Raw genomic sequence first — 23,383 nt, 5'->3', positions numbered from 1 at the left:
CCTTTTCCGCCTCGACTCGACACCTGGTCGACAGATTCCGTCGCGTAACCAAAAGGCAACAACGGAATCACTTGTTGGAGTCCTATTGCTCTGTCAGGATCGGCACTCAAATCGAGCTGGAGCTACGCCACCCACCCCCCGGGACGGGGCGCACGGCGGAGGAGAGCGACATGCACAACCCGGGCACCGCCACCCCGGAACGATTCCCCGCCGAGGAGCGATTCGCCGACGGCGCGCAGTTCATCGCGGGCCGGCTGACGAAGGGCACCTCGGGCCGCACCCACGCCGTGGTCGACCCCGCCACCGGCGAGGAGGTCTACCGCTACGATCTGGCCGGCACCGACGACGTCGACGCGGCCGTCGCCGCCGCCCGCGAGGCCTTCCCCGGCTGGGCCTCGGCCACCCCGGGCGAGCGCTCCGACGCCCTGCACCGGTTCGCGGCCGTGCTCGCCGACCGCGCGGAGGACTTCGCCCGCGCCGAGTCCCTGCAGTGCGGCAAGCCGCTGAAGCTGACCCGCGAGTTCGACGTGCCGGGGACCATCGACAACACCGCCTTCTTCGCGGGCGCCGCCCGGCACCTGGCGGGGCAGTCCGCCGGTGAGTACTCCGGGGACCACACCTCGTACATCCGGCGCGAGCCGATCGGTGTCGTCGGGTCGATCGCGCCCTGGAACTACCCCCTGCAGATGGCCGCCTGGAAGATCCTCCCGGCGATCGCCGCGGGCAACACGATCGTGCTGAAGCCGGCCGAGCTGACCCCGCTCACCTCGCTGCTCTTCGCCCGGGCCGCCACCGACGCCGGCATCCCCGACGGTGTGATCAACATCGTGACCGGGACCGGGAAGGAGGCGGGGGAGCACCTCGTCGGCCACCCGGACGTCGCCATGACCTCCTTCACCGGGTCCACCGCCGTCGGCAGGCGCGTCGCCGAGGTCGCCACCGCCACGGTCAAGCGGCTGCACCTGGAACTCGGCGGCAAGGCGCCCTTCGTCGTCTTCGACGACGCCGATCTGGAGGCCGCCGTCCACGGCGCCGTCGCCGGTGCGCTCATCAACACCGGGCAGGACTGCACGGCCGCCACGCGCGCGTACGTGCAGCGGCCGCTGTACGAGGCCTTCGTGGAGCGGACCGCCGCCCTGATGGAGAGCGTGCGGCTCGGTGATCCCTTCGCCCCCGGCACCGACCTCGGGCCGCTCATCTCGCACGTCCAGCGGGACCGGGTCGCCGCCTTCGTGGACCGCGCGCGTGCCTACGCGCGCGTGGTGACCGGCGGCGAGGCACCCGGGGGCGACCTGGAGAAGGGCGCCTACTACCGGCCGACCCTGATCGCCGACGCCGCCCAGGACAGCGAGATCGTCCAGTCCGAGATCTTCGGACCGGTACTGGTCGTCCTGCCCTTCGACAGTGATGACGACGGCATCCGCCTGGCCAACGACACCCCGTACGGCCTCGCCGCCTCCGCGTGGAGCGGCAACGTCTACCGCGCGAACCGCGCCACCCGCGAGATCAGGGCGGGCTGCGTATGGATCAACGACCACATCCCGATCATCAGCGAGATGCCGCACGGCGGCTACAAGGCGTCCGGCTTCGGCAAGGACATGTCGGCGTACTCCTTCGAGGAGTACACGCAGGTCAAGCACGTAATGTTCGACAATACGGCGGTCGCCCGCAAGGACTGGCACCGCACGATCTTCGGGGACCGGTAGCAGCCGTTTGTCCGGCTGCCGCCGGGTGTGACGCTCCGGCCCTCGACCAGGCCGATCACTCAACCCTCCCGAAAGGGCACCACGCGCATGGAGCAGTACGAGCCCGACCGCCTCACCCCGGTCGAAGTCGCCGCCATACGGCGCAGTCTGCGCAGCGGCCGGGCCGCGATGACCCGCCGTTCGCTGCTGCGCGCCTCCGCGGGGGGCGCGTTCGCGGTCGGCGGTCTCGGGGCGCTGAGCGCCTGCGGGATCCCCGCGGCGTCCAAGACGCAGGGCGGCGTGTCCGCCGACGACCACTCGGCCAAGGAGAAGGTCGTCAACTTCTCCAACTGGCCCGAGTACATCGACGTGGACGACAAGACGAAGCGGCACCCCACGCTCGACGCGTTCGCCAAGGGGTCCGGCATCCAGGTGAAGTACACCGAGGACATCAACGACAACGACGAGTTCTTCGGCAAGATCCAGCCGCAGCTCGCCGCGGGCCAGGACACCGGCCGTGACCTCGTCGTGCTCACCGACTGGCTGGCCGCCCGCATGATCCGCCTCGGGTACGTCCAGAAACTGGACCCGTCCAACCTGCCGCACGCCTTCGCCAACCTGTCGGACCAGTTCCGCGCCCCCGACTGGGACCCGGGCCGGGCCTACTCGTACCCCTGGCAGGGCATCTCCACCGTCATCGCCTACAACAAGAAGGCGCTCGACGGCATCGAGGTGAAGTCGGTCTCCGACCTGCTCGACAACCCCAAGCTCAAGGGCCGCGTCGGCTTCCTGACGGAGATGCGCGACAGCATCGGCATGACCATGCTGGACATGGGCAAGGACCCGGCGAAGTTCACCGGCGACGACTTCGACGCGGTGATCGCCCGCCTGCAGAAGGCCGTCGACAAGGGCCAGATCCGCCGCTTCACCGGCAACGACTACACCTCGGACCTCACCAAGGGCGACTTCGCCGCGTGCGTGGCCTGGGGCGGCGACATCGTGCAGCTCCAGGCGGACAACCCCGACGTCGGCTACGTCATCCCCGACAGCGGCTACATGACGTCGACCGACAACATGCTGATCCCCAACAAGGCGCGCCACAAGACGAACGCCGAGCGGCTCATCGACTTCTTCTACGAGCCCGAGCCGGCCGCCGAACTCGCCGCCTACATCAACTACGTGAGCCCGGTCGCGGGGGTGAAGCCGTACCTTGCCAAGATCGACAAGAGCGCGGCGGACAACCCGCTGATCCTCCCCGACAAGGCCATGCAGGCCCGGTCCCACGCCTTCCGCTCGCTGACGCAGAAGGAAGAGACCGCCTACCAGCAGAAGTTCTCGAAGCTCACAGGGGCGTGACGACGATGACGACACCAGACAACAGCGGCGACGTCCGCCTCTCCGGTATCAGCAAGACGTACGACAACGGCTTCACCGCCGTACAGCCGCTGGACCTGACCGTGCCGCAGGGCTCCTTCTTCGCCCTGCTCGGCGCCTCCGGCTGCGGCAAGACCACCACCCTGCGCATGATCGCCGGCCTGGAGGAGCCCACGACGGGCGCCGTCCACCTCGGCGACCAGGAAGTGACCCACCTGCCGCCGTACAAGCGGCCGGTGAACACGGTCTTCCAGTCCTACGCCCTCTTCCCGCACCTCGACATCTTCGAGAACGTCGCCTTCGGTCTGCGCCGGCGCGGCATCAAGAGCGTGAAGAAGCAGGTCGAGGACATGCTGGAGCTGGTCCAGCTCGGCGAGCAGGCGCGCAAGAAGCCGCACCAGCTCTCCGGTGGCCAGCAGCAGCGCGTCGCCGTCGCCCGCGCCCTCATCAACCACCCCAAGGTGCTGCTGCTCGACGAGCCGCTCGGCGCCCTCGACCTCAAGCTGCGCCGCCAGATGCAGCTGGAGCTCAAGCGCATCCAGACCGAGGTCGGCATCACCTTCGTCCATGTCACGCACGACCAGGAGGAGGCCATGACCATGGCCGACACGGTCGCCGTGATGAACGCGGGCCGCGTCGAGCAACTGGGCTCCCCGACCGACCTGTACGAGAACCCGAACACGACCTTCGTCGCGAACTTCCTCGGCACCTCCAACCTCATCGAGGCCGAGGTGGACACGAAGAACGGCGACGACATCGTGCTCAAGGCGGGCGGCGGCAAGCTGGTGCTGCCGAAGGCGCGATGTGCGGCCCCGACGACGGCCGGCGGCAAGGTGCTGGTCGGCATCCGCCCCGAGAAGATATCCCTCACGCACGCCGACGACGCGGGGGACATCCCGGAGGGCCGCAACCGCCTCACCGGCAGGATCGCCGACGCCAGCTTCATCGGTGTCTCCACCCAGTACGTGATCGACAGCCCCGTCTGCGACGAGCTCGCGGTGTACGTCCAGAACGTCGAGCGCGACGGCCGGCTCGTGCCCGGCGCCGACGTCGTCCTGCACTGGAGCCCGGCGCACACCTTCGGTCTCGACGCCGCACAGGACATCGACGCGGGCACCGAGGAAGAGGTGGCCGCCTGATGTCGACGCTCACCGAAGCCGAGGCGCCCCCGCCTCTCGCGCCCACCGCACCGGAGCAGAAGCCCCCGCGGAGGCGCGGCCGGTTCACGCCGTACTGGCTGCTGCTGCCCGGCATCCTCTGGCTGGTCGTCTTCTTCGCGCTGCCGATGATCTACCAGGCCTCCACCTCCGTGCAGCAGGGCTCCCTGGAGGAGGGCTACAAGGTCACCTGGCACTTCGCCACCTACTGGGACGCGTTCAGCGAGTACTGGCCGCAGTTCCTGCGGTCCGTCCTCTACGCGGCCGGGGCCACGGCCCTGTGCCTGCTGCTCGGCTACCCGCTGGCCTATCTGATCGCCTTCCGCGCGGGCCGCTGGCGCAACCTGATCATGATCCTGGTGATCGCGCCGTTCTTCACCAGCTTCCTGATCCGCACCCTGGCCTGGAAGACGATCCTCGCCGACAACGGCCCGGTGGTGCACGTCCTGAACTCGCTGCACGTCCTGGACCTCACCAACTGGCTCGGCTGGACGGCCGGCGACCGCGTCCTCGCCACACCGCTGGCGGTGGTGTGCGGACTGACGTACAACTTCCTGCCGTTCATGATCCTGCCGCTGTACACCTCGCTGGAGCGGATCGACGGACGGCTGCACGAGGCGGCGGGCGACCTGTACGCCAAGCCCTGGACCACCTTCCGCAAGGTGACCTTCCCGCTGTCGATGCCGGGCGTGGTCTCCGGCACGCTGCTGACCTTCATCCCGGCGGCCGGCGACTACGTCAACTCCGAACTGCTCGGCTCCACCGACACCCGCATGATCGGAAACGTCATTCAGACGCAGTTCCTGCGGATCCTGGACTACCCGACCGCCGCGGCCCTGTCCTTCATCCTCATGGCCGCCATCCTGGCCATGGTCACGATCTACATCCGCCGGTCCGGGACGGAGGACCTGGTCTAAATGCCCTTCGTCAACTGGCTCAAGCGCCATCTCGTCGTCATCGCGGGAACCCTGACGCTCGCGTACCTGCTGCTGCCCAACGTCATCGTGACGGTGTTCTCCTTCAACAAGCCGAAGGGACGCTTCAACTACGAGTGGCAGCAGTTCTCCCTGGACGCCTGGAAGCAGCCGTGCGGCGTCGCCGACATGTGCGGCTCGCTGTCCCTCAGCCTCCAGATCGCGGTGTGGGCGACGGTCGGCGCCACCCTGCTCGGCACGATGATCGCCTTCGCGCTGGTCCGCTACCGCTTCCGCGCCCGCGGCGCCGTCAACTCGCTGATCTTCCTGCCGATGGCGATGCCCGAGGTCGTCATGGCAGCCTCGCTGCTCACCCTGTTCCTCAACATGGGTGCTCAGTTGGGATTCTGGACGATCCTCATCGCCCACATCATGTTCTGCCTCAGCTTCGTCGTCACCGCGGTCAAGGCGCGCGTGATGTCGATGGACCCGCGCCTGGAGGAGGCCGCCCGGGACCTGTACGCCGGCCCCGTGCAGACCTTCCTGCGGGTCACCCTGCCCATCGCGGCACCGGGCATCGCGGCGGGCGCGCTGTTGTCGTTCGCGCTGTCCTTCGACGACTTCATCATCACGAACTTCAACGCCGGCTCGACCGTCACCTTCCCGATGTTCGTGTGGGGTTCGGCGCAGCGCGGCACGCCCGTCCAGATCAACGTGATCGGTACGGCCATGTTCCTCGTCGCCGTCCTCATCACGCTGTTCTCGATGCTGGTCGGCAACAGCCGCAACAAACAAAGGGCATAAGCCTTTTCAGGAATTCCCCTGTCGGGAACGTCCACTGTAGGGAGTTGAAATCATGGCCCCAAGCGCCATGAGTCGTGGCAAAGACAACTGGATCGCTTCTCTCTCCGAAGCCCAGCCGGTGCCGTACTGGCTGGAAGACCCCGGCAAGCCCCACCCCGAGCCCGCCCTCACCGGCACCGACACCTGCGACTTGCTGGTCGTCGGCGGTGGCTACAGCGGACTGTGGACCGCGCTCAACGCCAAAGAGCGCGACCCGCAGCGGGACGTGGTCCTGCTGGAAGGCCGCGAGGTGGGCTGGGCCGCCTCCGGCCGCAACGGCGGCTTCTGCGCCGCCTCCCTCACCCACGGCCTGCCCAACGGCCTCACCCGCTGGCCCGACGAGATCCAGAAGCTCGAGGAGCTGGGCCGGCGCAACCTCGACGAGATCGAGGCCGCGATCACCCGGCACGGCATCGACTGCGACTTCGAGCGCACCGGCGAGATCGACGTGGCCACCGAGACCTACCAGGCCTGGGAACTGCGCGACTGGCACAAGGAGTTGGCGGAGCAGGGTCTCGCGGACGGCATCGAGTTCCTGGACGCCGACGCGGTGCGCGAGCAGGTGAACTCGCCCACCTTCGAGGCCGGCCTGTGGGACCGCAGGGGCGTGGCCATGCTGCACCCGGCGAAGCTGGCCTGGGGCCTGAAGAGGGCCTGTCTGAAGCTCGGGGTGCGGGTGTACGAGCACACGCCCGCGCTGACGTTGAAGAGTTACGGCGCCGGGATGGCCGTACGCACGCCGTACGGAGCGGTCCGCGCCCGCAGGGTCGCGCTCGGCACCAACATCTTCCCCAGCCTGCTGCGCCGCGTGCGCTCCTACACCGTCCCGGTCTACGACTACGCGCTGATGACCGAGCCGCTGAGTGAGGCGCAACTGGAGTCGATCGGCTGGAAGAACAGACAGGGACTCGGCGACTCGGCCAACCAGTTCCACTACTTCCGGCTCTCCGCCGACAACCGCATCCTGTGGGGCGGCTACGACGCGATCCACCACTACGGCGGCCGGGTGCGCGCCGAGTACGACGACCGGCCGGAGACGTACGCCAAGCTCGCCGGCCACTTCTTCACCTGCTTCCCGCAGTTGGAGGGCGTCCGCTTCACGCATGTCTGGGGCGGCGCGATCGACACCTGCTCGCGCTTCTCGGCGTTCTTCGGCACGGCGCACCAGGGGAAGGTCGCCTACGCGGCCGGGTACACCGGCCTGGGCGTCGGCGCGACCCGCTTCGGCGCGGACGTGATGCTCGACCTGCTGGCGGGGGAGCGCACCGAGCGGACGGAGCTGGAGATGGTCCGCAAGAAGCCGCTGCCGTTCCCGCCCGAGCCGTTCGCCTGGACCGGGATCGCCCTCACCAAGTGGTCCCTGGCCCGCGCGGACGCGCACGGCGGCCGCCGCAATCTGTGGCTGCGGACGATGGACCGGCTGGGGCTGGGCTTCGACAGCTGAGCCCTTTCGCCGGCCTGTGGGCTTCTACCCGGCCCCTGTGGCTGCGTCAAGCCCCGAGTTTCCGGAGCATGACGCTGCTGCCGCGTTCGGGCGTACTTGAAGCACGGGCCTCACCGGGAGGCACCGACTTCCACCCCGGATCGGCAGGAGAAGATCATGACCCTCATCGACCGCTTCAACCGCTTCAGCCGCAAGCACGACGCCACTCGTCCCCAGCGCCGCCTGGGCCTGGCGACGGCGGTGGCCTCCGCCGTCGTCGTCGCCGGGGGCGTCATGCTGCCGGCGGCGGCCGCCACGGCGGCGCCGATGCACCAGACGTCCGTGGTGACCATGGCTCCCCGCCACGACCACCACGACGGGGACTACTGGAACCACGACGGCCATGACGACTGGGACCACCATCACCACCACTGCGACGACTGGTACTGGTACTACGACTAGCCGTCGCCCCCGGCCGGCGCCGAAGTGTGACCCAGATCACCTCGATGGGGGTGCGGAACCCGCGTAATGCCCCCCGGAAGGCCTCCCTCTCTCCTCCTGACGCGACCGCTCCGGACGGTCGGGCGAGAGAGGGAGGCCTTGACGATGACTGGGGCGAAGACGGCGGCCGAATGGCTGGCATCCGTCGCACCGGACCCCGAAGCCTGCCGCTGGGAATGGGAGCGCAGTCCCCTCGGGGTCGCGCTGCTGCCCGCCGGCCGGGCCTGGGACGTACTGATCCTGCCGGGTGACCTCGGTTACCCGACCCTGGACGTGCTCATCCGCGTGCTCGACCGGCCCGGCCCGGTACTCGTCGACTTCGGCGACGACCGGGTCGGGTTCTTCGTGCCGCCGGGCACCGCGGCCCGCTGGGTCGGCACCGGCGTCCGCACCGCCGGATACGGCACCTGGATCGTCGTGCCGTATCCGGGCCGGGCGACCCGGGGCGTGCGCTGGCTGGTGCCGCCGGACGGCTCGGGCACGCTGACCGACCCCGCGCTGCTGGAGCTGGCGATGCACGAGGCGGCGGCGCGGCTGGCCGGGGGAGGGGACGGGGAACGATAGCCCCCGCAGGCGACTCAGACGGAGCCCCGCGCCCCTTCCTTCCTCAAGGTGCCCGGCTTCTTCGAGAGGCCTGGCTTCGTCGAGCCGCCCGGGTTCTTCAGGACGCCCGGCACCAGGGACAGGGCGGTCAGCAGCACGGTGCACAGGCACCAGCTGGCCACCACGTCCAGCGGCCAGTGCCAGCCGTACCGGACCAGGCCGTACGACACTCCGAGCACCAGCGCCGCGCACACGGCGACCAGGCTCCGGCGGGCGGCCGTGGAGCGCAGCCAGGGCAGCAGGAGCAGCGTCGCGGAGCCGTAGGCGATGGTCGCGGTGGCCGTGTGCCCGGAGGGGAAATAGCCGACGGCCGGAGGCGCCACGGGGGTCCCCGGCCGTGCGGTCCAGTCCTTGAGCGGTACGACGATCGCCGGGACCAGCGCCATGAGTACGGCCGCGGCGGCGGGGGGCAGCCACCACCGTTTCGTACCGCTGGACCGTCCCCGCCAGAGGACGTGGAGCAGGGCCGCGGCGAGCACCGGGACGGCGACCTGGATGTTGCCGAGATCGGAGAGGTACGCGCCGAATCCGTCCCGATGGACCAGGTCCCGGCTGAGGCGGGAGTCCAGGCGCAGCAGCGGGCCGTGGGTCACGACCTGCCAGGTGATCACGGCGAAGAGTCCGGCCGGGAGACCGAGGAGCACACAGTGGCGGGCTGAGGTCGACACGGTGCCCAGCTTCGCAGGTCCGTTCGGCCCGGAACGAATCGTCGGGCCATGTCCGGGAAACCCGCGAGGTGAGGAGAAGGAGGTCGGCCGCCCCGGAACAGGGGGGGTAGTTCCGAGGCGGCCGATCGGATCGGAACGTCGCGCGCCCCGGGGGGTTTGGGGCGGCGACCGTCCGATCGGTGAGGAGATCCCGGAGCCGTCAGGCGCCGGTTGTTGTGTGCGCGAGGGCACGACCAGGTCGAAGCTGGGGAGGCCCCGGCCTGAAATCGCCCACAGTCCCCTGTGGGCGGGGTGTATCTCTCATCTGGGTAGAACCTACGGCAGGCCGGGCCGCTTGGGCAGACGGAATCGGCTCCCGCCATCCACCTCGCACACCTTCTTCACACGGCCTGCCGCAGGCACCGTTCACAGGTGCGGAGCAGTCGCTCAGATGCGCGCGAAGGCCTGCTCGATGATGTCGAGGCCCTCGTTCAGCAGGTCCTCGCCGATCACCAGCGGGGGCAGGAAGCGCAGCACGTTGCCGTAGGTGCCGCAGGTCAGGACCAGCAGGCCCTCGGCGTGGCAGGCCTTGGCGAGCGCGGCGGTGGCCTCCGGGTTCGGCTGCTTGGTGGTGCGGTCCTTCACGAGCTCGATCGCGATCATCGCGCCGCGCCCACGCACGTCACCGATGATGTCGAACTTCTCGGCCATGGCGGTGAGGCGACCCTTCATGATCTCCTCGATGCGCTTGGCCTTGCCGTTGAGGTCGAGCTCCTTCATGGTCTCGATGGCACCGAGGGCACCCGCACAGGCGACGGGGTTGCCGCCGTACGTACCACCCAGCCCACCGGCGTGCGCGGCGTCCATGATCTCCGCACGCCCGGTGACGGCGGCGAGCGGAAGCCCACCGGCGATGCCCTTGGCGGTGGTGATGAGATCCGGGACGATCCCCTCGTCCTCGCACGCGAACCACTGCCCGGTCCGGCAGAAGCCGCTCTGGATCTCGTCGGCGACGAAGACGATCCCGTTGTCGGAGGCGAACTGCCGAATGGCCGGCAGGAAGCCCTTCGCGGGCTCGATGAAGCCGCCCTCGCCGAGCACGGGCTCGATGATGATCGCGGCCACGTTGTCCGGGCCGACCTGCTTGGTGATCTGGTCGATGGCCTGCGCGGCGGCCTCGGGACCGGCGTTCTCCGGCCCGGTCGGCCAGCGGTAGGCGTACGCCACCGGCACCCGGTACACCTCGGGGGCGAACGGCCCGAACCCGTGCTTGTACGGCATGTTCTTCGCCGTCAGCGCCATGGTCAGGTTGGTCCGCCCGTGGTACCCGTGGTCGAACACCACGACGGCCTGCCGCTTGGTGTACGCACGCGCGATCTTGACGGCGTTCTCGACGGCCTCGGCGCCCGAGTTGAACAGCGCGGACTTCTTGGCGTGGTCACCGGGCGTCAGCTCGGCGAGCGCCTCCGCGACCTCCACATAGCCCTCGTACGGGGTGACCATGAAACAGGTGTGGGTGAAGTCGGCGAGCTGGGCGCTCGCGCGCCGTACGACGGCCTCGGCGGAGGCACCGACGGAGGTCACGGCGATACCGGACCCGAAGTCGATGAGCCGGTTGCCGTCGACGTCCTCGATGATCCCGCCACCGGCGCGCGTGGTGAAGACCGGCAGCACGGAGCCCACGCCCTGCGCGACCGCGGCGGTACGGCGGGCCTGCAGCTCCTGCGACTTCGGGCCGGGGATGGCGGTGACGACGCGGCGCTCCTGCGGAAGTGCGGTCATGGGGGCTCCTGATGATCTTGCGTACCGGGCGGTCTGATCTGGCGTCCCGGACGATTCCGGGCGGTGCGTTTTCGGCCGCATACCTATCTTTCTTCGCAGGCTAGGGCCGGGGGTGGGGGGTGGGCATGCTCCATGTGGGCGTTGTCGGTCGCCCCGGTTGTCCGTCATGGACATAGCCGAGTGGCCGGGGTACGCCCAGAAGGCGGGCGCTCTCGGCCGCGTATGCGGTGAACTCCCCCTGCCGGGGCGTTAGATTGCTCGCTGACGGTGGACGGAACGGCTGGTCAGGGGGCAAGGGCGATGGACGGCGACGGCACGCGCGACGCACGCGGCACGCATGCGAATCCTGTACCTCGCCCAGCGGTACCACGCGAGCAAGCAGCCGTACCACCCATGCCGGCAGTACCTCCCAGTGTGCCGCCGGCACCGGACGGCTCCGCTTTCCTGACCTGGCTTCGCACACCCCGCCCGGAGGCGGCACCCGGCGTGTGGCGCCTCGGGCACCGGCCCCGGCCCGAGCAGGAGCCGGAGCAGACCCCGGCCCGGCAGCTGATCAGCGGCGCTCTCATCGCCTTTCTCGTCGGCTGGCTAGTCTGGTCGCTGCTGTGGAACGGCTATCTCGGCAGCTGGTGGGTGCTGCCGCTCGAACTGCTCGTCCCCGACTCCTGGCGCAACAGCGACAGCAATGTGTCGCGGGCCTTCCTCTGGTACGGCTACTACACCGTCATCGTGCTTGCCATTCTGCTCATCGTCGGCCGTATCGGCCGCTGGGGCGAGGTCTGGCGCCGCTACGGCCCGCCGGCCTGGCGTCCGGCCCTGCCGGTGGCCGAGCGCCCGCCCGCGCCCGAGCAGGACCCGGCCGAATGGCCCCACCTGCGCCGCGCCGGTGCCCACGAGGCCGCCGATCGGCTTGCCGCCGAGGCGAAGGCCGGGCTCATGCGGGACGTCGATCACGCGCGGATCAGCCGGGCCTGGCAGGGGGTGCGGTCGGGACGGCACACGCTGGCCACCTTCACCGGCGCCGTGCTCACGGACGGCTCCGCCGCCTGCCTGCACCCCTCCGGCGAACGCGACCTGCCCGTGCGGCACGCGCGCCACGACCTGATCACCGGCCAGGTCCGGCTCGGCACCACCGTCGACGACCCCCGCAACCCCTACCACTACCGCGGCGCGGGCCTCGGCCTCGACCCCGGCCTGCTCGGTACCTCGCTGCTCGTCGTAGGCCCGTCCGGCTCGGGGAAGACCGGCGCGGTGGTACGGCCAGTCGCCGAGTCCCTGTGCCTGCACGCCCTCGCCGGGCGCGCCTCCGTCGTGGTCGTCGGCGCGGCGGGCGCCGGCCTCGGCCCGGCCGAGGCCTACGACGTCGTCGTACGCGTCGGTCACCCGGAGTCCGTCTACGACCTCGACCTGTACGGCGGCACCACCGACCCCGACGAGGCGGCTGCCATACTCGCTGAGGCCCTCGCAGGCGACCTCGCCGATGCGCACCCGGGCAGCGACAGCCGCCGCTCGACCACGGTTCTCGCCCAGCTGCTCGGTCCCTTCCGTGCCGTCCACGACCGCTTCCCGTCCGTGCCCGAGCTGCGCCAGCTCCTCGACGGTGTTCCCGGCCCGCTCGCGGCGCTGCGCAAGGCGTTGACGGACACCGGACAGGACGGGCTGCTGCGGGAACTCGACGCCCGCGAACGCCAGATGACCCACCCGGGCGATGTCGGCACCGTGCTCGCCGACCGGATCGCGCTGCTCGACCGGCCTGCCTTCGCCGGCTTCTTCAACACCTCCGACCAGGCCCGGCCGTTCTCGCTCAAGGCCCTCGACCATCCGGTGCGCGTCCGCATCGACCTGCCCCAGCGCGGGCACGCCGACGCCTCCCGGATCCTGGCCCGGCTGGTGCTTGCCCAGTTCACGGCAGCCGTGACCGTACGGGAGGACCGGTCGCTCTTCGCCTGCCTGATCCTCGACGACGCCTCCGGCGTCATCACCCCGGAGGCGGTTCGCGGCATCCAGCGCCTCCGCTCGGCGGGAGCCGGCGCGGTGCTCACCCTGCGCACCCTGGACGACGTACCCCGGCCGCTGCGCAGTCCGCTGCTCGGCACCACCGGCTGCCGGATGGCGCTGTCCGGGGTCACCCCCTGGGACGGGCAGGACTTCGCCGAAGTGTGGGGCAAGGAGTGGATCGAGACCCGGGACGTCACCGATCGCCAGATCATCGCCGAGACCCCGGCCGGCAAGGCCGTGCACATCCTGCGCCGGGTCATCACAGGACAGGCCCCCACCGCCCGTGCCGTCACCGTCCGTCAGGTGGAGCGTGAGCGGTGGTCTGCGTCCGAGTTGGCTCATGGGGTGCCGGCGGGGCATGCGGTGTTGTCGTTGACGAGTGTGCGGGGGGAGCACGCGCCGCCGTTGCTGGTGGATCTGCGGGGGTGAGAAGGCGGCGGGGGACCGTACGGTGAGGCAGAATCGGTGTAGGCCGTTCGTACGGTTCGGCCAAAGGATGTGTCCAGAGGGTCCGTCCAAAGGATCCGTGCGATGGATCTGTCCGAAGGATCCGTGCGATGGATCTGTCCAAAGGACCCGTCCGGAGGGTTCGTTCAACAGGTCCATTCGGAAGATCCATCATCTGAACGTTCGATCTGCCGTCGACTGAAGGCCTCATGCCCCCGACCCTCGCCTCGCTCGTCCACCACTCCGCGCTGAAGCTGACCGTGCGCGCGGGCGAGGACCGCCTCGACGTGCCCGTCCGCTGGGCCCACGTCAGTGAGCTGGCCGACCCCGTGCCGTACATGGAGGGCGGTGAGCTGCTGCTGATCACCGCGCTCAAGCTGGACGCCGAGGACCCCGAGGCCATGCGGCGGTATGTGAAGCGGCTGGCCGGCGCCGGCGTCGTCGGGCTCGGGTTCGCCGTGGGGGTCAACTACGAACACATCCCGGCGGCCCTCGTCGACGCCTGCCGGCAGGAGGGGCTGCCGCTGCTGGAGGTGCCCCGCCGCACCCCCTTCCTCGCCATCAGCAAGGCCGTGTCCGCCGCCATCGCCGCCGACCAGTACCGGGCCGTCACCGCGGGGTTCGCCGCCCAGCGCGAGCTGACCAAGCAGGCGCTGAACGCCGGGCCCGAGGGGCTGCTCGGCGCGCTCGCCGGGCAGGTCGACGGGTGGGCCGCGCTCTACGACGCCTCCGGCGCCGTCGTCGCCGCCGCGCCCGAGTGGGCCGGCCGGCGTGCCGCCCGGCTGACCGCCGAGATCGAGCGGCTGCGGGAGCGGCCCGCGCCGGCCTCGTCCGTCGTCGGCGGGCCCGAGCACGAGGACCGGGTCGAGCTGCACTCCCTGGGGACCGGGCGGCGGCCGCGCGCCGCACTCGCCGTCGGCACCGCCGCCGCCCTCGGCACCGCCGAGCGGTACGCCGTGCACTCCGCCATCGCCCTGCTCACCCTCACCACCGAACGCTCCCGTTCCCTGCAGGCGGCCGAACAGCGCGTCGGCACGGCCGTGCTGCGCATGCTCCTCGCCGGTGAGCCCGACCACGCCCGGGCCGTCGCCGGGGACCTGTACGGCGGGCTGCTCGACGCGCCGTTCCGGATGATCGTCGCCGAGTCGGCGTCCGGATCCGCTGCTCGGGCGCACGCGGACGCCCACGGTCACGTGCGTGGGCCGGGTGCCGGTGGCGCCGTGCCTGCCACCGGCGAGGTGAGCGGTGATCCGCTGGGCGGCCTGGCGGAGAGCCTCGAGTCGGCCGCCGCCCGCTCCGGGGAGGCCGTGCTGGTCGTGCCCGAGGGGGAGCGCCTGGTGGTGCTCGCCGCCGACGGGGGCGCGGCGGTGGCCGCCTGCACGAGTCACGCGGCGGCGCTGGAGGCGGCGCGGGCGGTGCCGGAGCGGACCGGGGGTGACGAGGAGGAGCTGGTCGTCGGGCTGTCCGCGCCGGCCGGGCCGATCGCCGCCGCGGCGGCCTACAAGCAGGCCGAGCAGGCGCTGTCGGTGGCACGGCGACGGGGGCGGGTGCTGGTGGAGCACGAGCAGCTGGCCGCGGGGTCCGTGCTGCCGCTGCTGGCCGACGACGCGGTGAAGGCGTTCGCGGACGGGTTGCTGCGGGCGCTGCACGAGCACGACGCGACGGGGCGGGGGGATCTGGTCGCCTCGCTGCGGGCGTGGCTGTCGCGGCACGGGCAGTGGGACGCGGCCGCGGCGGACCTGGGCGTGCACCGGCACACGCTGCGGTACCGGATGCGGCGGGTCGAGGAGATCCTCGGGCGGTCCCTGGACGATCCCGACGTCCGGATGGAGCTGTGGCTCGCCCTGAAGGCCACCAGCGCCGAGTAGTCCAAGTAGTCCAAACAGTAGTGCCGGGGCTGCCTACTGCTACGACTCGGACAAGCGACCCCCGGCCACCCCCGCCCTACCGTTGACCACGAAAGCCAAGCACACCCCCAACGCGGAAGGGCCGGGACTCGCACATGACTTCCATCCACGCCTTCTGGCTCGCCGGCCGCCAGGTCACCGGCGAGGACACCTTCGACGTCACCTCGCCGTGGGACGGCCGGCTCGTCGGCAGGGTCGGCGTGCCGACCGACGCCCAGGTCGAGGAGGCCGTGGCCGCCGCGTACGCCGTGCGGGACGAGTTCGCCGCCACCCCGGCGCACGTGCGCGCCGCCGCCCTCGACCACGTCAGCAAGCGGCTGGTCGAGCGCACCGAGGAGATCGCCCAGCTGATCTCCGCCGAGAACGGCAAGCCCATCAAGTGGGCCCGGGGCGAGGTCGGCCGTGCCGTCTCCGTGTTCCGGTTCGCCGCCGAGGAGGCCCGCCGGTTCAACGGCGGCGAGGCCCAGCGGCTCGACACCGACGCCGGCGGCCAGGGCCGGCTGGCGCTCACCCGCCGCTTCCCGAAGGGTGTCGTGCTCGGCATCGCGCCGTTCAACTTCCCGCTGAACCTGTGCGCCCACAAGGTCGCCCCCGCGATCGCCGTCGGTGCGCCCATCGTCCTCAAGCCGGCCCCCGCCACCCCGCTGTCCGGTCTGATCCTCGGCGAGCTGCTGGCCGAGACCGACCTGCCGGCCGGCTCGTGGTCGGTCCTGCCGGTCCCGAACGACCGCATGCCCGCCCTGGTCCAGGACGAGCGCCTGCCGGTGATCTCCTTCACCGGTTCCGACAAGGTCGGTTACGCGATCATGGACTCGGTGCCGCGCAAGCACTGCACGCTGGAGCTGGGCGGCAACGGCGCGGCCGTGGTCCTCGCCGACTACGCGAGCGACGCCGACCTGGACTGGGCCGCGACCCGCATCGCGACCTTCTCCAACTACCAGGGCGGCCAGTCCTGCATCTCCGTGCAGCGCGTGATCGTGGATGCCTCCGTCCACGACCGCCTGCTGCCGCGCATCGTCGCCGCCGTGGAGGCCCAGGTCACCGGTGACCCGTCCGACGCCAAGACGGACGTCGGCCCGCTGGTCAGCGAGGACGCCGCCAAGCGCGTGGAGTCCTGGGTGAAGGAGGCGGTCGAGGCCGGCGCCACGCTGCTCACCGGCGGCGACCGCGACGGCGCCTCCTACGCGCCGACCGTCCTCACCGACGTACCGGCGGACGTCACCCTCGCCTGCGAGGAGGTCTTCGGACCGGTCCTCACCGTGCAGAAGGTGGACGGCGAGGCGGAAGCCTTCGCGGCGGTCAACAACTCCAAGTACGGCCTCCAGGCAGGCGTGTTCACCCACGACCTGCAGGTCGCCTTCCGCGCCCACCGCGCCCTCGAGGTCGGCGGCGTGGTGATCGGCGACGTCCCGTCCTACCGCGCCGACCAGATGCCGTACGGCGGCGCCAAGCAGTCCGGTGTGGGCCGCGAAGGCGTGCGGTTCGCGATGGAGGACTACACCTACGAGCGCGTGCTGGTCCTGACCGGTCTCGCGCTCTGACCTGCCACGGACAGGTCGGAAACGGCAGCGGCCGGTGCCCACTGTGCGGGGGCACCGGCCGCTGTCGTTTGCTGCCTCTGAGTAAAGGATTCGGCATCGGCTGTTCAAGAGTCCTGCTGTGTGTCTTGATCTGTCCATGACTCTCCCGATGGGATGCGCCTGACCAGTTCGTCCGACTCAGGACGTCTCAGGGATTTGTCAGGGGAACACATGCGCATAGCCCGTACCGGGCGCGGCCTCGCGGCTTCCGCCGCCACTGCCGCACTCGTCGCCGCAGGACTGGCGACCATCTCCTCGGCCGGCGCCACCAGCGCCGCGCCCGCCGGCGTACCGCACACCTTCGCGCAGCCGGCCATCGCGGGGCACAACCTGGTCCACGGCGTGGCCAGCCCCCTTCCCACCGCCCAGTGCCAGGCCAAATGGCACATCAACTGCTACAACCCGCTGCAGTACCGCACCGCGTACAACCTGAACCCGCTGTACAAGAAGGGCATCACGGGCAAGGGCCGTACGATCGTCATCGTCGACTCCTTCGGGTCCCCGACCGTCCAGCACGATCTGGACGTCTACAGCAAGCAGTTCGGGCTGCCCAGCACCAAGGTCAACGTCGTCAAGTGGGGTCACGTCCCGAAGTTCGACCCCAAGAACCCCGACATGACCGGCTGGGCCGGCGAGACCTCGCTGGACGTCGAGATGGCCCACGCCGTCGCGCCCGACGCCAAGATCGTCCTCGTGGAGACGGCGGTCGCCGAGACCGAGGGCACCACCGGTCTGCCGGAGATGATGTCCGCCGAGAAGTACATGATCGACCACGGGGTCGGCGACGTCATCAGCCAGAGCTTCGGCGCCACCGAGAACACCTTCCCGGGCTTCGACAAGGGCGATTTCTCCAGCATCAAGAAGCTGCGGTACGCCTACGAGGACGCGCAGCGCAAGCACGTGACCGTGCTCGGCTCCTCCGGTGACGGCGGCGCCACCGACGCCATGGCGGACGGCAAGACGTTCTACAAGTACCGCGTCAACTCCTGGCCGTCCTCCGACCCGTTGGTCACCTCCATCGGCGGCACCCAGCTCCACCTGAACGACAAGGGCCGGCGCGTCAAGCCGGACAGCGTCTACAACGACAACGGCGCGGGCGGCGGCGGCCAGTCCCACGTGTTCAACCGCCCGTCCTTCCAGGACGGTGTGAAGAACGTCGTCGGCACCCGCCGCGGCACCCCGGACATCTCGATGGCCGCCGCGGTCAACGGCGGTGCCTGGGTGTACTCCAGCTACGACCCGACCGCCACCGGCTGGGACGTCTCCGGCGGCACCAGCGAGGCCAGCCCGCTGTTCTCGGGCATCGTCGCCCTCGCCGACCAGGCGGCCGGCCACCGCCTGGGCGACCTCAACCCGGCGCTCTACACCCTGCTGAAGCAGAAGAACCCGGGCATCGTCGACGTCAACGACGGCACCGACAACAGCTACCAGGGCGTCACGGGCTACAAGGCCGTCAACGGCTACGACATGGCCACCGGCGTGGGCACGCTCGACGCCCTGCGGTTCGTGTCCGCCCTGGCCAGGAACCACTGACGGTCACCGCTTTCAGGCTCTGCAGGGCGCTGCCCGTCCTGCAGAAGGGGCCCGGCACCGCTGCCTTTCGGTGTCGGGCCCCTTCCCGTCGTCGGCTGATCCGGACCCTCAACCGGAGAAGCCGACGTGCGCGAGCCGCAGCGGGCCGCGCAGCCTGAGGCGGACGTCGTGCACGCCGTCGACGACCAGCGCGACGGCCAGGGTCGTGTAGGCGTAGCAGTCGGCCGTGGGGGTGTCCAGGGTCAGCACGGCCCGCACCGGGCCGCCGTCCAGGGACACCTCCAGTGCGCCCTCGCCCGCCACCTGTGCCGTCACCTCGCTCACCCCCGTACCGAAGTCGCAGGCACGGAAGAGGAGTTCGGCCGTGCCGCCGTGCGCCGGTGTCACCGCGTCGCCCGCCGTCCTCGTCCGGTCCACGACGGCCACGCCGCACTGCTCGTCGAAGTCGGCCGCCGGCAGGCCGCGTTGCCGGGCGGCGCGCGGGGCCGGGGGCGTGCCGTCGAGGTGCACGGTCGTGCGCAGGCGGATGTCCTCGCTGGACGCGCCGAGCAACAGGTCGTACGGCCCTCCCTCCAGCCGTCGGCGGCCCTGTGCCACGTCCCAGAACTCCAGGGCGGTCAGCGGGACTTCGAAGGAGAGGGGGGCCGTCTCGCCGGGGGCGAGGGTGACACGGCGGTGGGCCAGGAGCTCGCGGCGCGGGCGGGCCACCGACGGGTCCACGGCCCGGCCGTAGAGCTGCACCACCTCGTCCGCCACCCGGTCCCCGGTGTTCGTCACCGCGCACGAGACACGCACCGAGCCGTCCTCGGCACGGGCCGCCAGGCCGGCGTAGGCGAAGGACGCGTACGACAGGCCGTGGCCGAAGGGGAAGAGCGGGGTGCCCTCGAAGTAGAGGTAGGTCTGCCGGCTGCCGATGATGTCGTAGTCGAGCAGGCCGGGCAGGTCGGCGTCGGAGGCGTACCAGGTCTGGGGGAGACGGCCGGCCGGGGAGACGTCACCGGCCAGGGTGCGGGCGAGGGCCGTGCCCGCCGCCTGGCCGCCGTGCGCGGTCCACAGCACCGCCGGCAGCCGTGCCACGTCCACCGCGTACGGATAGGCCGAGGTCAGCACCAGTACGGTGTGCGGGTTCGCGGCCCGGGCCGCGCCCAGCAGCCGCTGCTGGTGCGCGGGCAGCCGGAGGGTCGTACGGTCCTCGGTCTCGCGCCCGCCTATGTGCGGGTCGTTGCCCGCGACCACCACGACCACGTCCGCCTGCCCGGCCGCCCGGGCCACGGCCTCCTCGCCCCGTTCGACCGTGATCACCTCGAAGACGTCGCCGGAATCCTCGGCCCCGGCAACCTTCACGCCGTCGGCGGCGACCCGCACCTGACGACCCGTGCCCAGGTGCGTGAGGAGGTGACCGCTGCGGTGCGGTGCGAGGCGGAAGGTCTCCTGGACCACCCAGCCGCCCGGCTGGTCGGCGGCGGCGCGCAGGAAGCCGTCCTCGGCGACCGAGAGATACCGGCCGTCGGGCGCGCGCAGCGTCAGCACGCCCTCGCCCCAGTCCACCAGCGCGAACTCGGTGCCGACGGGGTCCACGGTGAGCGGCGGCAGATCGGTACGGCCACGCAGCAGGGCCGGGTCCAGGGCGCCCTCGGCGCCGCGCACCTCCTCCGGCGCGTCCGCGGCCGGCACGTGCAGGAAGGCACCGGCGGCGGTGCGCAGCCGGACGCGGTCCACGCCCTCCGCGAACTCCACCCGGTCCGCGCCGAACCGCTCGTACAGGCCCTCCAGGGGAGTGGAGCGGTGCAGCAGGCTGCCGCTGTACCAGTCGAGCTTGCACTCGTCGGCGAGCAGGCCGACCACCGCGATCCGGGTGCCGGGCGCGAGCGGGAGCAGGTCGTCGTCGTTCTTCAGCAGCACGATCGCCTGCTCGGCGGCCTCCCGGGCGAGCGCCCGGTGTGCCGGGGTGTCGAACTCGCCGGTGCCGGCGTGCGGGTCGTAGTGCGGGTCGAACTCGCCGAGCCGGAACCGGACGGAGAGCTGGCGGCGTACCGCGGTGTCGATGTCGGCCTCCGTCAACAAGCCATGCGCGTAAGCCTTTCTGACCCGTCCGACGATCTGCGAGCTGTCCGTCCCGTGGTCGGTGAAGCTGTCCACGCCGGCCAGCAGGGCGGCGGCGGTGGCCTCCTCGTGGGTGTCGAAGTAGTGCTCGGCGTCCACCAGGTTGGAGGGCGCGCCCGCGTCCGAGCAGACCAGCAGGTCGTCGTCGGTCCAGGTGCGCAGCTCGGAGCGCAGGTAGGGGGAGAGGTGGTTGGGGCGGCCGTTGACCAGGTTGTAGGCCGGCATCACCCCGGCCACCGCACCGGCCTCCACGGTCTCCCGGAAGGCGCGCAGATCGTACTCGTGCAGCACGCGCGGCCGGACGGAGGCGTTCGACGTGGCCCGGTCGGTCTCGTTGTTGTGGGCCAGCCAGTGCTTGAGGACGGGGGCCGTGCGCCAGTACACCGGATGGTCACCGCGCAGGCCGCGCGTGTACGCCGTGGCGATCGCCGAGGTCAGCTCGGGATCCTCCGAGTAGCCCTCCTCGTTACGGCCCCACAGCGGATGCCGGAGCAGGTTGACCGTCGGCGACCAGACGTTGAGGCCGACCCGGTCGTCCCGGGCCCGCATCGCGCGCACCTCCTTGGACACCGCCTCGCCGACCCGCCGCACCAGCTCCGGGTTCCAGGTCGCGCCCAGCCCCACGGCCTGCGGGAACACCGTGGCCGGCCCCATCCAGGCGACGCCGTGCAGCGCCTCCTGGCCGGTGCGGAAGGCGGCGATGCCCAGGCGCTCCACGGCGGGCGCGAACTGGTGCAGGAAGGCGGTCTTCTCGTCCAGCGTGAGCCGTTCCAGCAGGTCGTCGATGCGCTTCGCGAACGGCAGCTGTGGATCGCGGAAGGGCGGCATGGACGGCACGTCAACGGTCACGAGCGGTTCCCCTTGCGAACGGAGCGACGAGGATCTTTCGAAGCGCTTCGATGCTCGATCGGCGGAGGCTCGGATGTCAAGTTCCCGTGCGGAATCTTGGAAGCGACCCTTGTGTGCCCCAGGGTGTTCACTTAATCTCGCAGCAACATCGAAGCGCTTCGACGCCTTCGCCACCTCATGTCGACCGGCTTCCGCCTTCGTCGAAGCGCGCTTCCGCTCAGCCAGATCCACTCGAGACACCGCAGCCGACGGCCACCGCCGGGTGTCCTGGTGTGCCATGAAGGGTTGACGCAATGACGCCGAACGCCGCCTCCGCATCCTCCGCGCCCAGCCGGAGAAGTTCCCCCAGCCGGAGAAGCTCCCCCAGCCGGAGGAGCTTCCTCGCCTCCACCGCGGTCGCCGCCACGGCGGTCGCCGGGGGGATGCCGATGCTCACCGCCTGCGGAGGTTCGGACAGCGGGTCGAGCGGAGGCTCCTCCGCCGGCAAGGGCGAGAAGAGCCTGCTGCCGTCCTACGTGGCGAACAACGTGGTGACCCCGGACATCCCCGCGAAGAACGGCTCGGCGATCGGCTTCACCGGCAAGCTCGACCTCGCGACCCTGAAGACCTCGGTGCCCGAGAAGCTCGGCAAGGGCGGCAAGGTCACCGTCATGTCGCCGTTCTGGGGCACTCCGCCCAAGGGCGACAACGCCTACTACAGGGCGATGAACGACCTCATCGGCGTCGACGTCGTCTGGCAGAACCAGGACGGCAACACCTACGACCAGAAGCTCGGCGCGGTCCTCGCCTCCAGCGACGTACCGGACGTCGTGGTCGTCCCGAGCTGGAACATGGGCGGCAGGATCCCCACCGCCATCATCAGCAAGTTCGCCGACCTCGGGCCGTATCTGTCGGGAGACAAGGTCAAGGACTACCCGAACCTCGCCGCCATCCCGACCGACGCCTGGCAGCGCTGCATCATCGGCGGCAAGCTGCGCGGACTGCCGCAGCCCTCCCCGTACGTCACCGGCATCGTGCCCCTCTACCGCAAGGACGTCTTCGACAAGGAGGGCTACCAGGTCCCGCGCTCCGCGGACGAGTTCATGTCCCTGGCCAAGGAGATCACCAACGCCAAGGCCAGGCGCTGGGCCTGCATGGACATGAAGTGGACCGCCTTCCAGGCCTTCGGCGTGCTCTCCGGCAGCGAGAAACCGCTCGGCTGGAACCTCGTCGACGGCAAGCTGATCAACCGCATCGAGACCGAGGAGTACCTCGAAGCGCTGGAGTGGACCCGCAAGCTGTTCGCCGCCGGATACGTCCACCCCGACGCCATGATGGGCAAGAACGCCCCCGACCCGGGCCCCAAGTTCGCCGCCGGCGAGTTCCTGATCTACCCCAACAACATCAGCCAGTGGTGGAGCCGCACCGCCGAACAGGCCACCCAGAACCCGCAGTTCAAGATCTGGGGCATGGACGTCTTCGGCCACGACGGGGGCAGCCCGCGGCTGTGGGCCGAACAGCCGGCCGGCATCTTCGCCTTCGTCAACAAGAAGGCCTCCGAGTCCGTGATCCGTGACGTTCTGGCCGTCGCCGACGTCACCGCCGCGCCGTACGGCACCAAGGAGTACATGCTCACCAACTACGGCGTCCAGGGCGCCGACTACACGGTCAGGAACGGCGTGCCCGTCAAGACCACCCAGGGCAACAACGAGGTCCTCAACGCCTACGTCATGGTCGCGAGCCCCGCCGCCACCATCGCCCACCCCGACTTCCCCGACGTCGCGAGGGCCCAGGTCGAGTGGCAGCAGCGGATGGGCGCCTTCACCAGGAAGTCCAGCTTCTACGGCCAGATGATCACCGAACCCTCCCGCTACACCAACCTCGGCAACGACTTCGAGCAGCTCGAGGACGACATCACCCGCGGCCGCAAGAAGATCAGCGACATGCAGCAGGCCGTCTCCGACTGGAAGAGCAAGGGCGGCGACGAACTGCGCGACTGGTACAAGAAGCTCCTCGACGAGAACGGCCCCGCGGCCGGCTGAGGCGAGACACCGAGGC

General features: G+C 70.6%; 16 protein-coding genes. 13 read left to right on the top strand and 3 right to left on the bottom strand.

Features of this window, described 5'->3' with window-relative positions:
* The first annotated feature begins 170 nt into the window (after positions 1 to 170).
* The 8 genes from ACWDEN_RS15885 (at position 171) to ACWDEN_RS15850 (ending at position 8,461) form a co-directional block, all read left to right on the top strand.
* On the top strand, positions 171 to 1,706 hold the full coding sequence (locus tag ACWDEN_RS15885; RefSeq protein WP_450859453.1) for a gamma-aminobutyraldehyde dehydrogenase: 1,536 nt from the start codon (positions 171 to 173) through the stop codon (positions 1,704 to 1,706).
* Between the two features lie 87 nt (positions 1,707 to 1,793).
* Positions 1,794 to 3,041: an ABC transporter substrate-binding protein gene (locus ACWDEN_RS15880; RefSeq protein WP_450859452.1), complete on the top strand. Its 1,248-nt coding sequence runs from the start codon at positions 1,794 to 1,796 to the stop codon at positions 3,039 to 3,041.
* Positions 3,042 to 3,046: 5 nt separating this feature from the next.
* Positions 3,047 to 4,198, top strand: coding sequence for an ABC transporter ATP-binding protein (locus tag ACWDEN_RS15875; RefSeq protein WP_450859451.1), 1,152 nt, complete (start codon positions 3,047 to 3,049; stop codon positions 4,196 to 4,198).
* Positions 4,198 to 5,133, top strand: coding sequence for an ABC transporter permease (locus ACWDEN_RS15870; RefSeq protein WP_351604707.1), 936 nt, complete (start codon positions 4,198 to 4,200; stop codon positions 5,131 to 5,133). The genes ACWDEN_RS15875 and ACWDEN_RS15870 overlap by 1 nt, the downstream gene beginning before the upstream one ends.
* Complete coding sequence (locus tag ACWDEN_RS15865; protein WP_351604709.1) at positions 5,134 to 5,934, top strand: ABC transporter permease; 801 nt, start codon at positions 5,134 to 5,136, stop codon at positions 5,932 to 5,934. It begins immediately after the preceding gene.
* Positions 5,935 to 5,986: 52 nt separating this feature from the next.
* Positions 5,987 to 7,417 (top strand): NAD(P)/FAD-dependent oxidoreductase, encoded by a 1,431-nt coding sequence (locus ACWDEN_RS15860; RefSeq protein WP_450859450.1) that lies wholly within the window; start codon positions 5,987 to 5,989, stop codon positions 7,415 to 7,417.
* A 156-nt stretch (positions 7,418 to 7,573) separates the two neighbouring features.
* The gene (locus ACWDEN_RS15855) at positions 7,574 to 7,858 is read left to right on the top strand and encodes a hypothetical protein (RefSeq protein ID WP_351604713.1); all 285 of its coding nucleotides are present in this window, start codon (positions 7,574 to 7,576) and stop codon (positions 7,856 to 7,858) included.
* 144 nt (positions 7,859 to 8,002) lie between these two features.
* Positions 8,003 to 8,461: a hypothetical protein gene (locus ACWDEN_RS15850; protein ID WP_351604715.1), complete on the top strand. Its 459-nt coding sequence runs from the start codon at positions 8,003 to 8,005 to the stop codon at positions 8,459 to 8,461.
* Between the two features lie 14 nt (positions 8,462 to 8,475).
* On the opposite strand, the gene ACWDEN_RS15845 is transcribed toward ACWDEN_RS15850, so the two are convergent.
* Both ACWDEN_RS15845 and gabT read right to left on the bottom strand, forming a co-directional pair.
* Positions 8,476 to 9,168 carry a phosphatase PAP2 family protein gene (locus ACWDEN_RS15845; RefSeq protein WP_450859449.1) on the bottom strand — a complete coding sequence of 231 codons (693 nt, stop codon included), beginning with the start codon at positions 9,166 to 9,168 and terminating at the stop codon, positions 8,476 to 8,478.
* A gap of 426 nt (positions 9,169 to 9,594) precedes the next feature.
* Entirely contained in the window at positions 9,595 to 10,929 is a 1,335-nt protein-coding gene (gene gabT, locus ACWDEN_RS15840) for a 4-aminobutyrate--2-oxoglutarate transaminase (RefSeq protein ID WP_351604719.1), read from the bottom strand.
* A 300-nt stretch (positions 10,930 to 11,229) separates the two neighbouring features.
* Between gabT and ACWDEN_RS15835 the strand changes: the two genes are divergently transcribed.
* From ACWDEN_RS15835 to ACWDEN_RS15820, 4 genes are all read left to right on the top strand, one after another.
* Positions 11,230 to 13,356: an ATP-binding protein gene (locus tag ACWDEN_RS15835; RefSeq protein ID WP_450859448.1), complete on the top strand. Its 2,127-nt coding sequence runs from the start codon at positions 11,230 to 11,232 to the stop codon at positions 13,354 to 13,356.
* A gap of 227 nt (positions 13,357 to 13,583) precedes the next feature.
* The gene (locus tag ACWDEN_RS15830) at positions 13,584 to 15,242 is read left to right on the top strand and encodes a PucR family transcriptional regulator (RefSeq protein WP_450859447.1); all 1,659 of its coding nucleotides are present in this window, start codon (positions 13,584 to 13,586) and stop codon (positions 15,240 to 15,242) included.
* Positions 15,243 to 15,376: 134 nt separating this feature from the next.
* Positions 15,377 to 16,822 carry an aldehyde dehydrogenase family protein gene (locus ACWDEN_RS15825; protein ID WP_351604725.1) on the top strand — a complete coding sequence of 482 codons (1,446 nt, stop codon included), beginning with the start codon at positions 15,377 to 15,379 and terminating at the stop codon, positions 16,820 to 16,822.
* Positions 16,823 to 17,032: 210 nt separating this feature from the next.
* The gene (locus ACWDEN_RS15820) at positions 17,033 to 18,394 is read left to right on the top strand and encodes a S53 family peptidase (RefSeq protein WP_351604727.1); all 1,362 of its coding nucleotides are present in this window, start codon (positions 17,033 to 17,035) and stop codon (positions 18,392 to 18,394) included.
* A gap of 108 nt (positions 18,395 to 18,502) precedes the next feature.
* On the opposite strand, the gene ACWDEN_RS15815 is transcribed toward ACWDEN_RS15820, so the two are convergent.
* Complete coding sequence (locus tag ACWDEN_RS15815; protein ID WP_450859495.1) at positions 18,503 to 21,325, bottom strand: glycoside hydrolase family 3 C-terminal domain-containing protein; 2,823 nt, start codon at positions 21,323 to 21,325, stop codon at positions 18,503 to 18,505.
* Between the two features lie 314 nt (positions 21,326 to 21,639).
* Here ACWDEN_RS15815 and ACWDEN_RS15810 point away from each other — a divergent pair, with 314 nt between their 5' ends.
* Complete coding sequence (locus ACWDEN_RS15810) at positions 21,640 to 23,367, top strand: extracellular solute-binding protein (protein WP_450859445.1); 1,728 nt, start codon at positions 21,640 to 21,642, stop codon at positions 23,365 to 23,367.
* The last annotated feature ends 16 nt before the right edge of the window (positions 23,368 to 23,383 follow it).

It is taken from the genome of Streptomyces sp. NPDC001153 (assembly GCF_053598315.1).
This window is presented reverse-complemented; position numbering and strand designations above follow the sequence as displayed.

Bases quoted from the DNA above. Each gene is read 5' to 3' on its own strand.
- ACWDEN_RS15885 (WP_450859453.1), top strand. From the start codon at position 171: ATGCACAACCCGGGCACCGCCACCCCGGAACGATTCCCCGCCGAGGAG.
- ACWDEN_RS15880 (WP_450859452.1), top strand. From the start codon at position 1,794: ATGGAGCAGTACGAGCCCGACCGCCTCACCCCGGTCGAAGTCGCCGCC.
- ACWDEN_RS15875 (WP_450859451.1), top strand. From the start codon at position 3,047: ATGACGACACCAGACAACAGCGGCGACGTCCGCCTCTCCGGTATCAGC.
- ACWDEN_RS15870 (WP_351604707.1), top strand. From the start codon at position 4,198: ATGTCGACGCTCACCGAAGCCGAGGCGCCCCCGCCTCTCGCGCCCACC.
- ACWDEN_RS15865 (WP_351604709.1), top strand. From the start codon at position 5,134: ATGCCCTTCGTCAACTGGCTCAAGCGCCATCTCGTCGTCATCGCGGGA.
- ACWDEN_RS15860 (WP_450859450.1), top strand. From the start codon at position 5,987: ATGGCCCCAAGCGCCATGAGTCGTGGCAAAGACAACTGGATCGCTTCT.
- ACWDEN_RS15855 (WP_351604713.1), top strand. From the start codon at position 7,574: ATGACCCTCATCGACCGCTTCAACCGCTTCAGCCGCAAGCACGACGCC.
- ACWDEN_RS15850 (WP_351604715.1), top strand. From the start codon at position 8,003: ATGACTGGGGCGAAGACGGCGGCCGAATGGCTGGCATCCGTCGCACCG.
- gabT (WP_351604719.1), bottom strand. From the start codon at position 10,929: ATGACCGCACTTCCGCAGGAGCGCCGCGTCGTCACCGCCATCCCCGGC.
- ACWDEN_RS15835 (WP_450859448.1), top strand. From the start codon at position 11,230: ATGGACGGCGACGGCACGCGCGACGCACGCGGCACGCATGCGAATCCT.
- ACWDEN_RS15830 (WP_450859447.1), top strand. From the start codon at position 13,584: ATGCCCCCGACCCTCGCCTCGCTCGTCCACCACTCCGCGCTGAAGCTG.
- ACWDEN_RS15825 (WP_351604725.1), top strand. From the start codon at position 15,377: ATGACTTCCATCCACGCCTTCTGGCTCGCCGGCCGCCAGGTCACCGGC.
- ACWDEN_RS15820 (WP_351604727.1), top strand. From the start codon at position 17,033: ATGCGCATAGCCCGTACCGGGCGCGGCCTCGCGGCTTCCGCCGCCACT.
- ACWDEN_RS15815 (WP_450859495.1), bottom strand. From the start codon at position 21,325: ATGCCGCCCTTCCGCGATCCACAGCTGCCGTTCGCGAAGCGCATCGAC.
- ACWDEN_RS15810 (WP_450859445.1), top strand. From the start codon at position 21,640: ATGACGCCGAACGCCGCCTCCGCATCCTCCGCGCCCAGCCGGAGAAGT.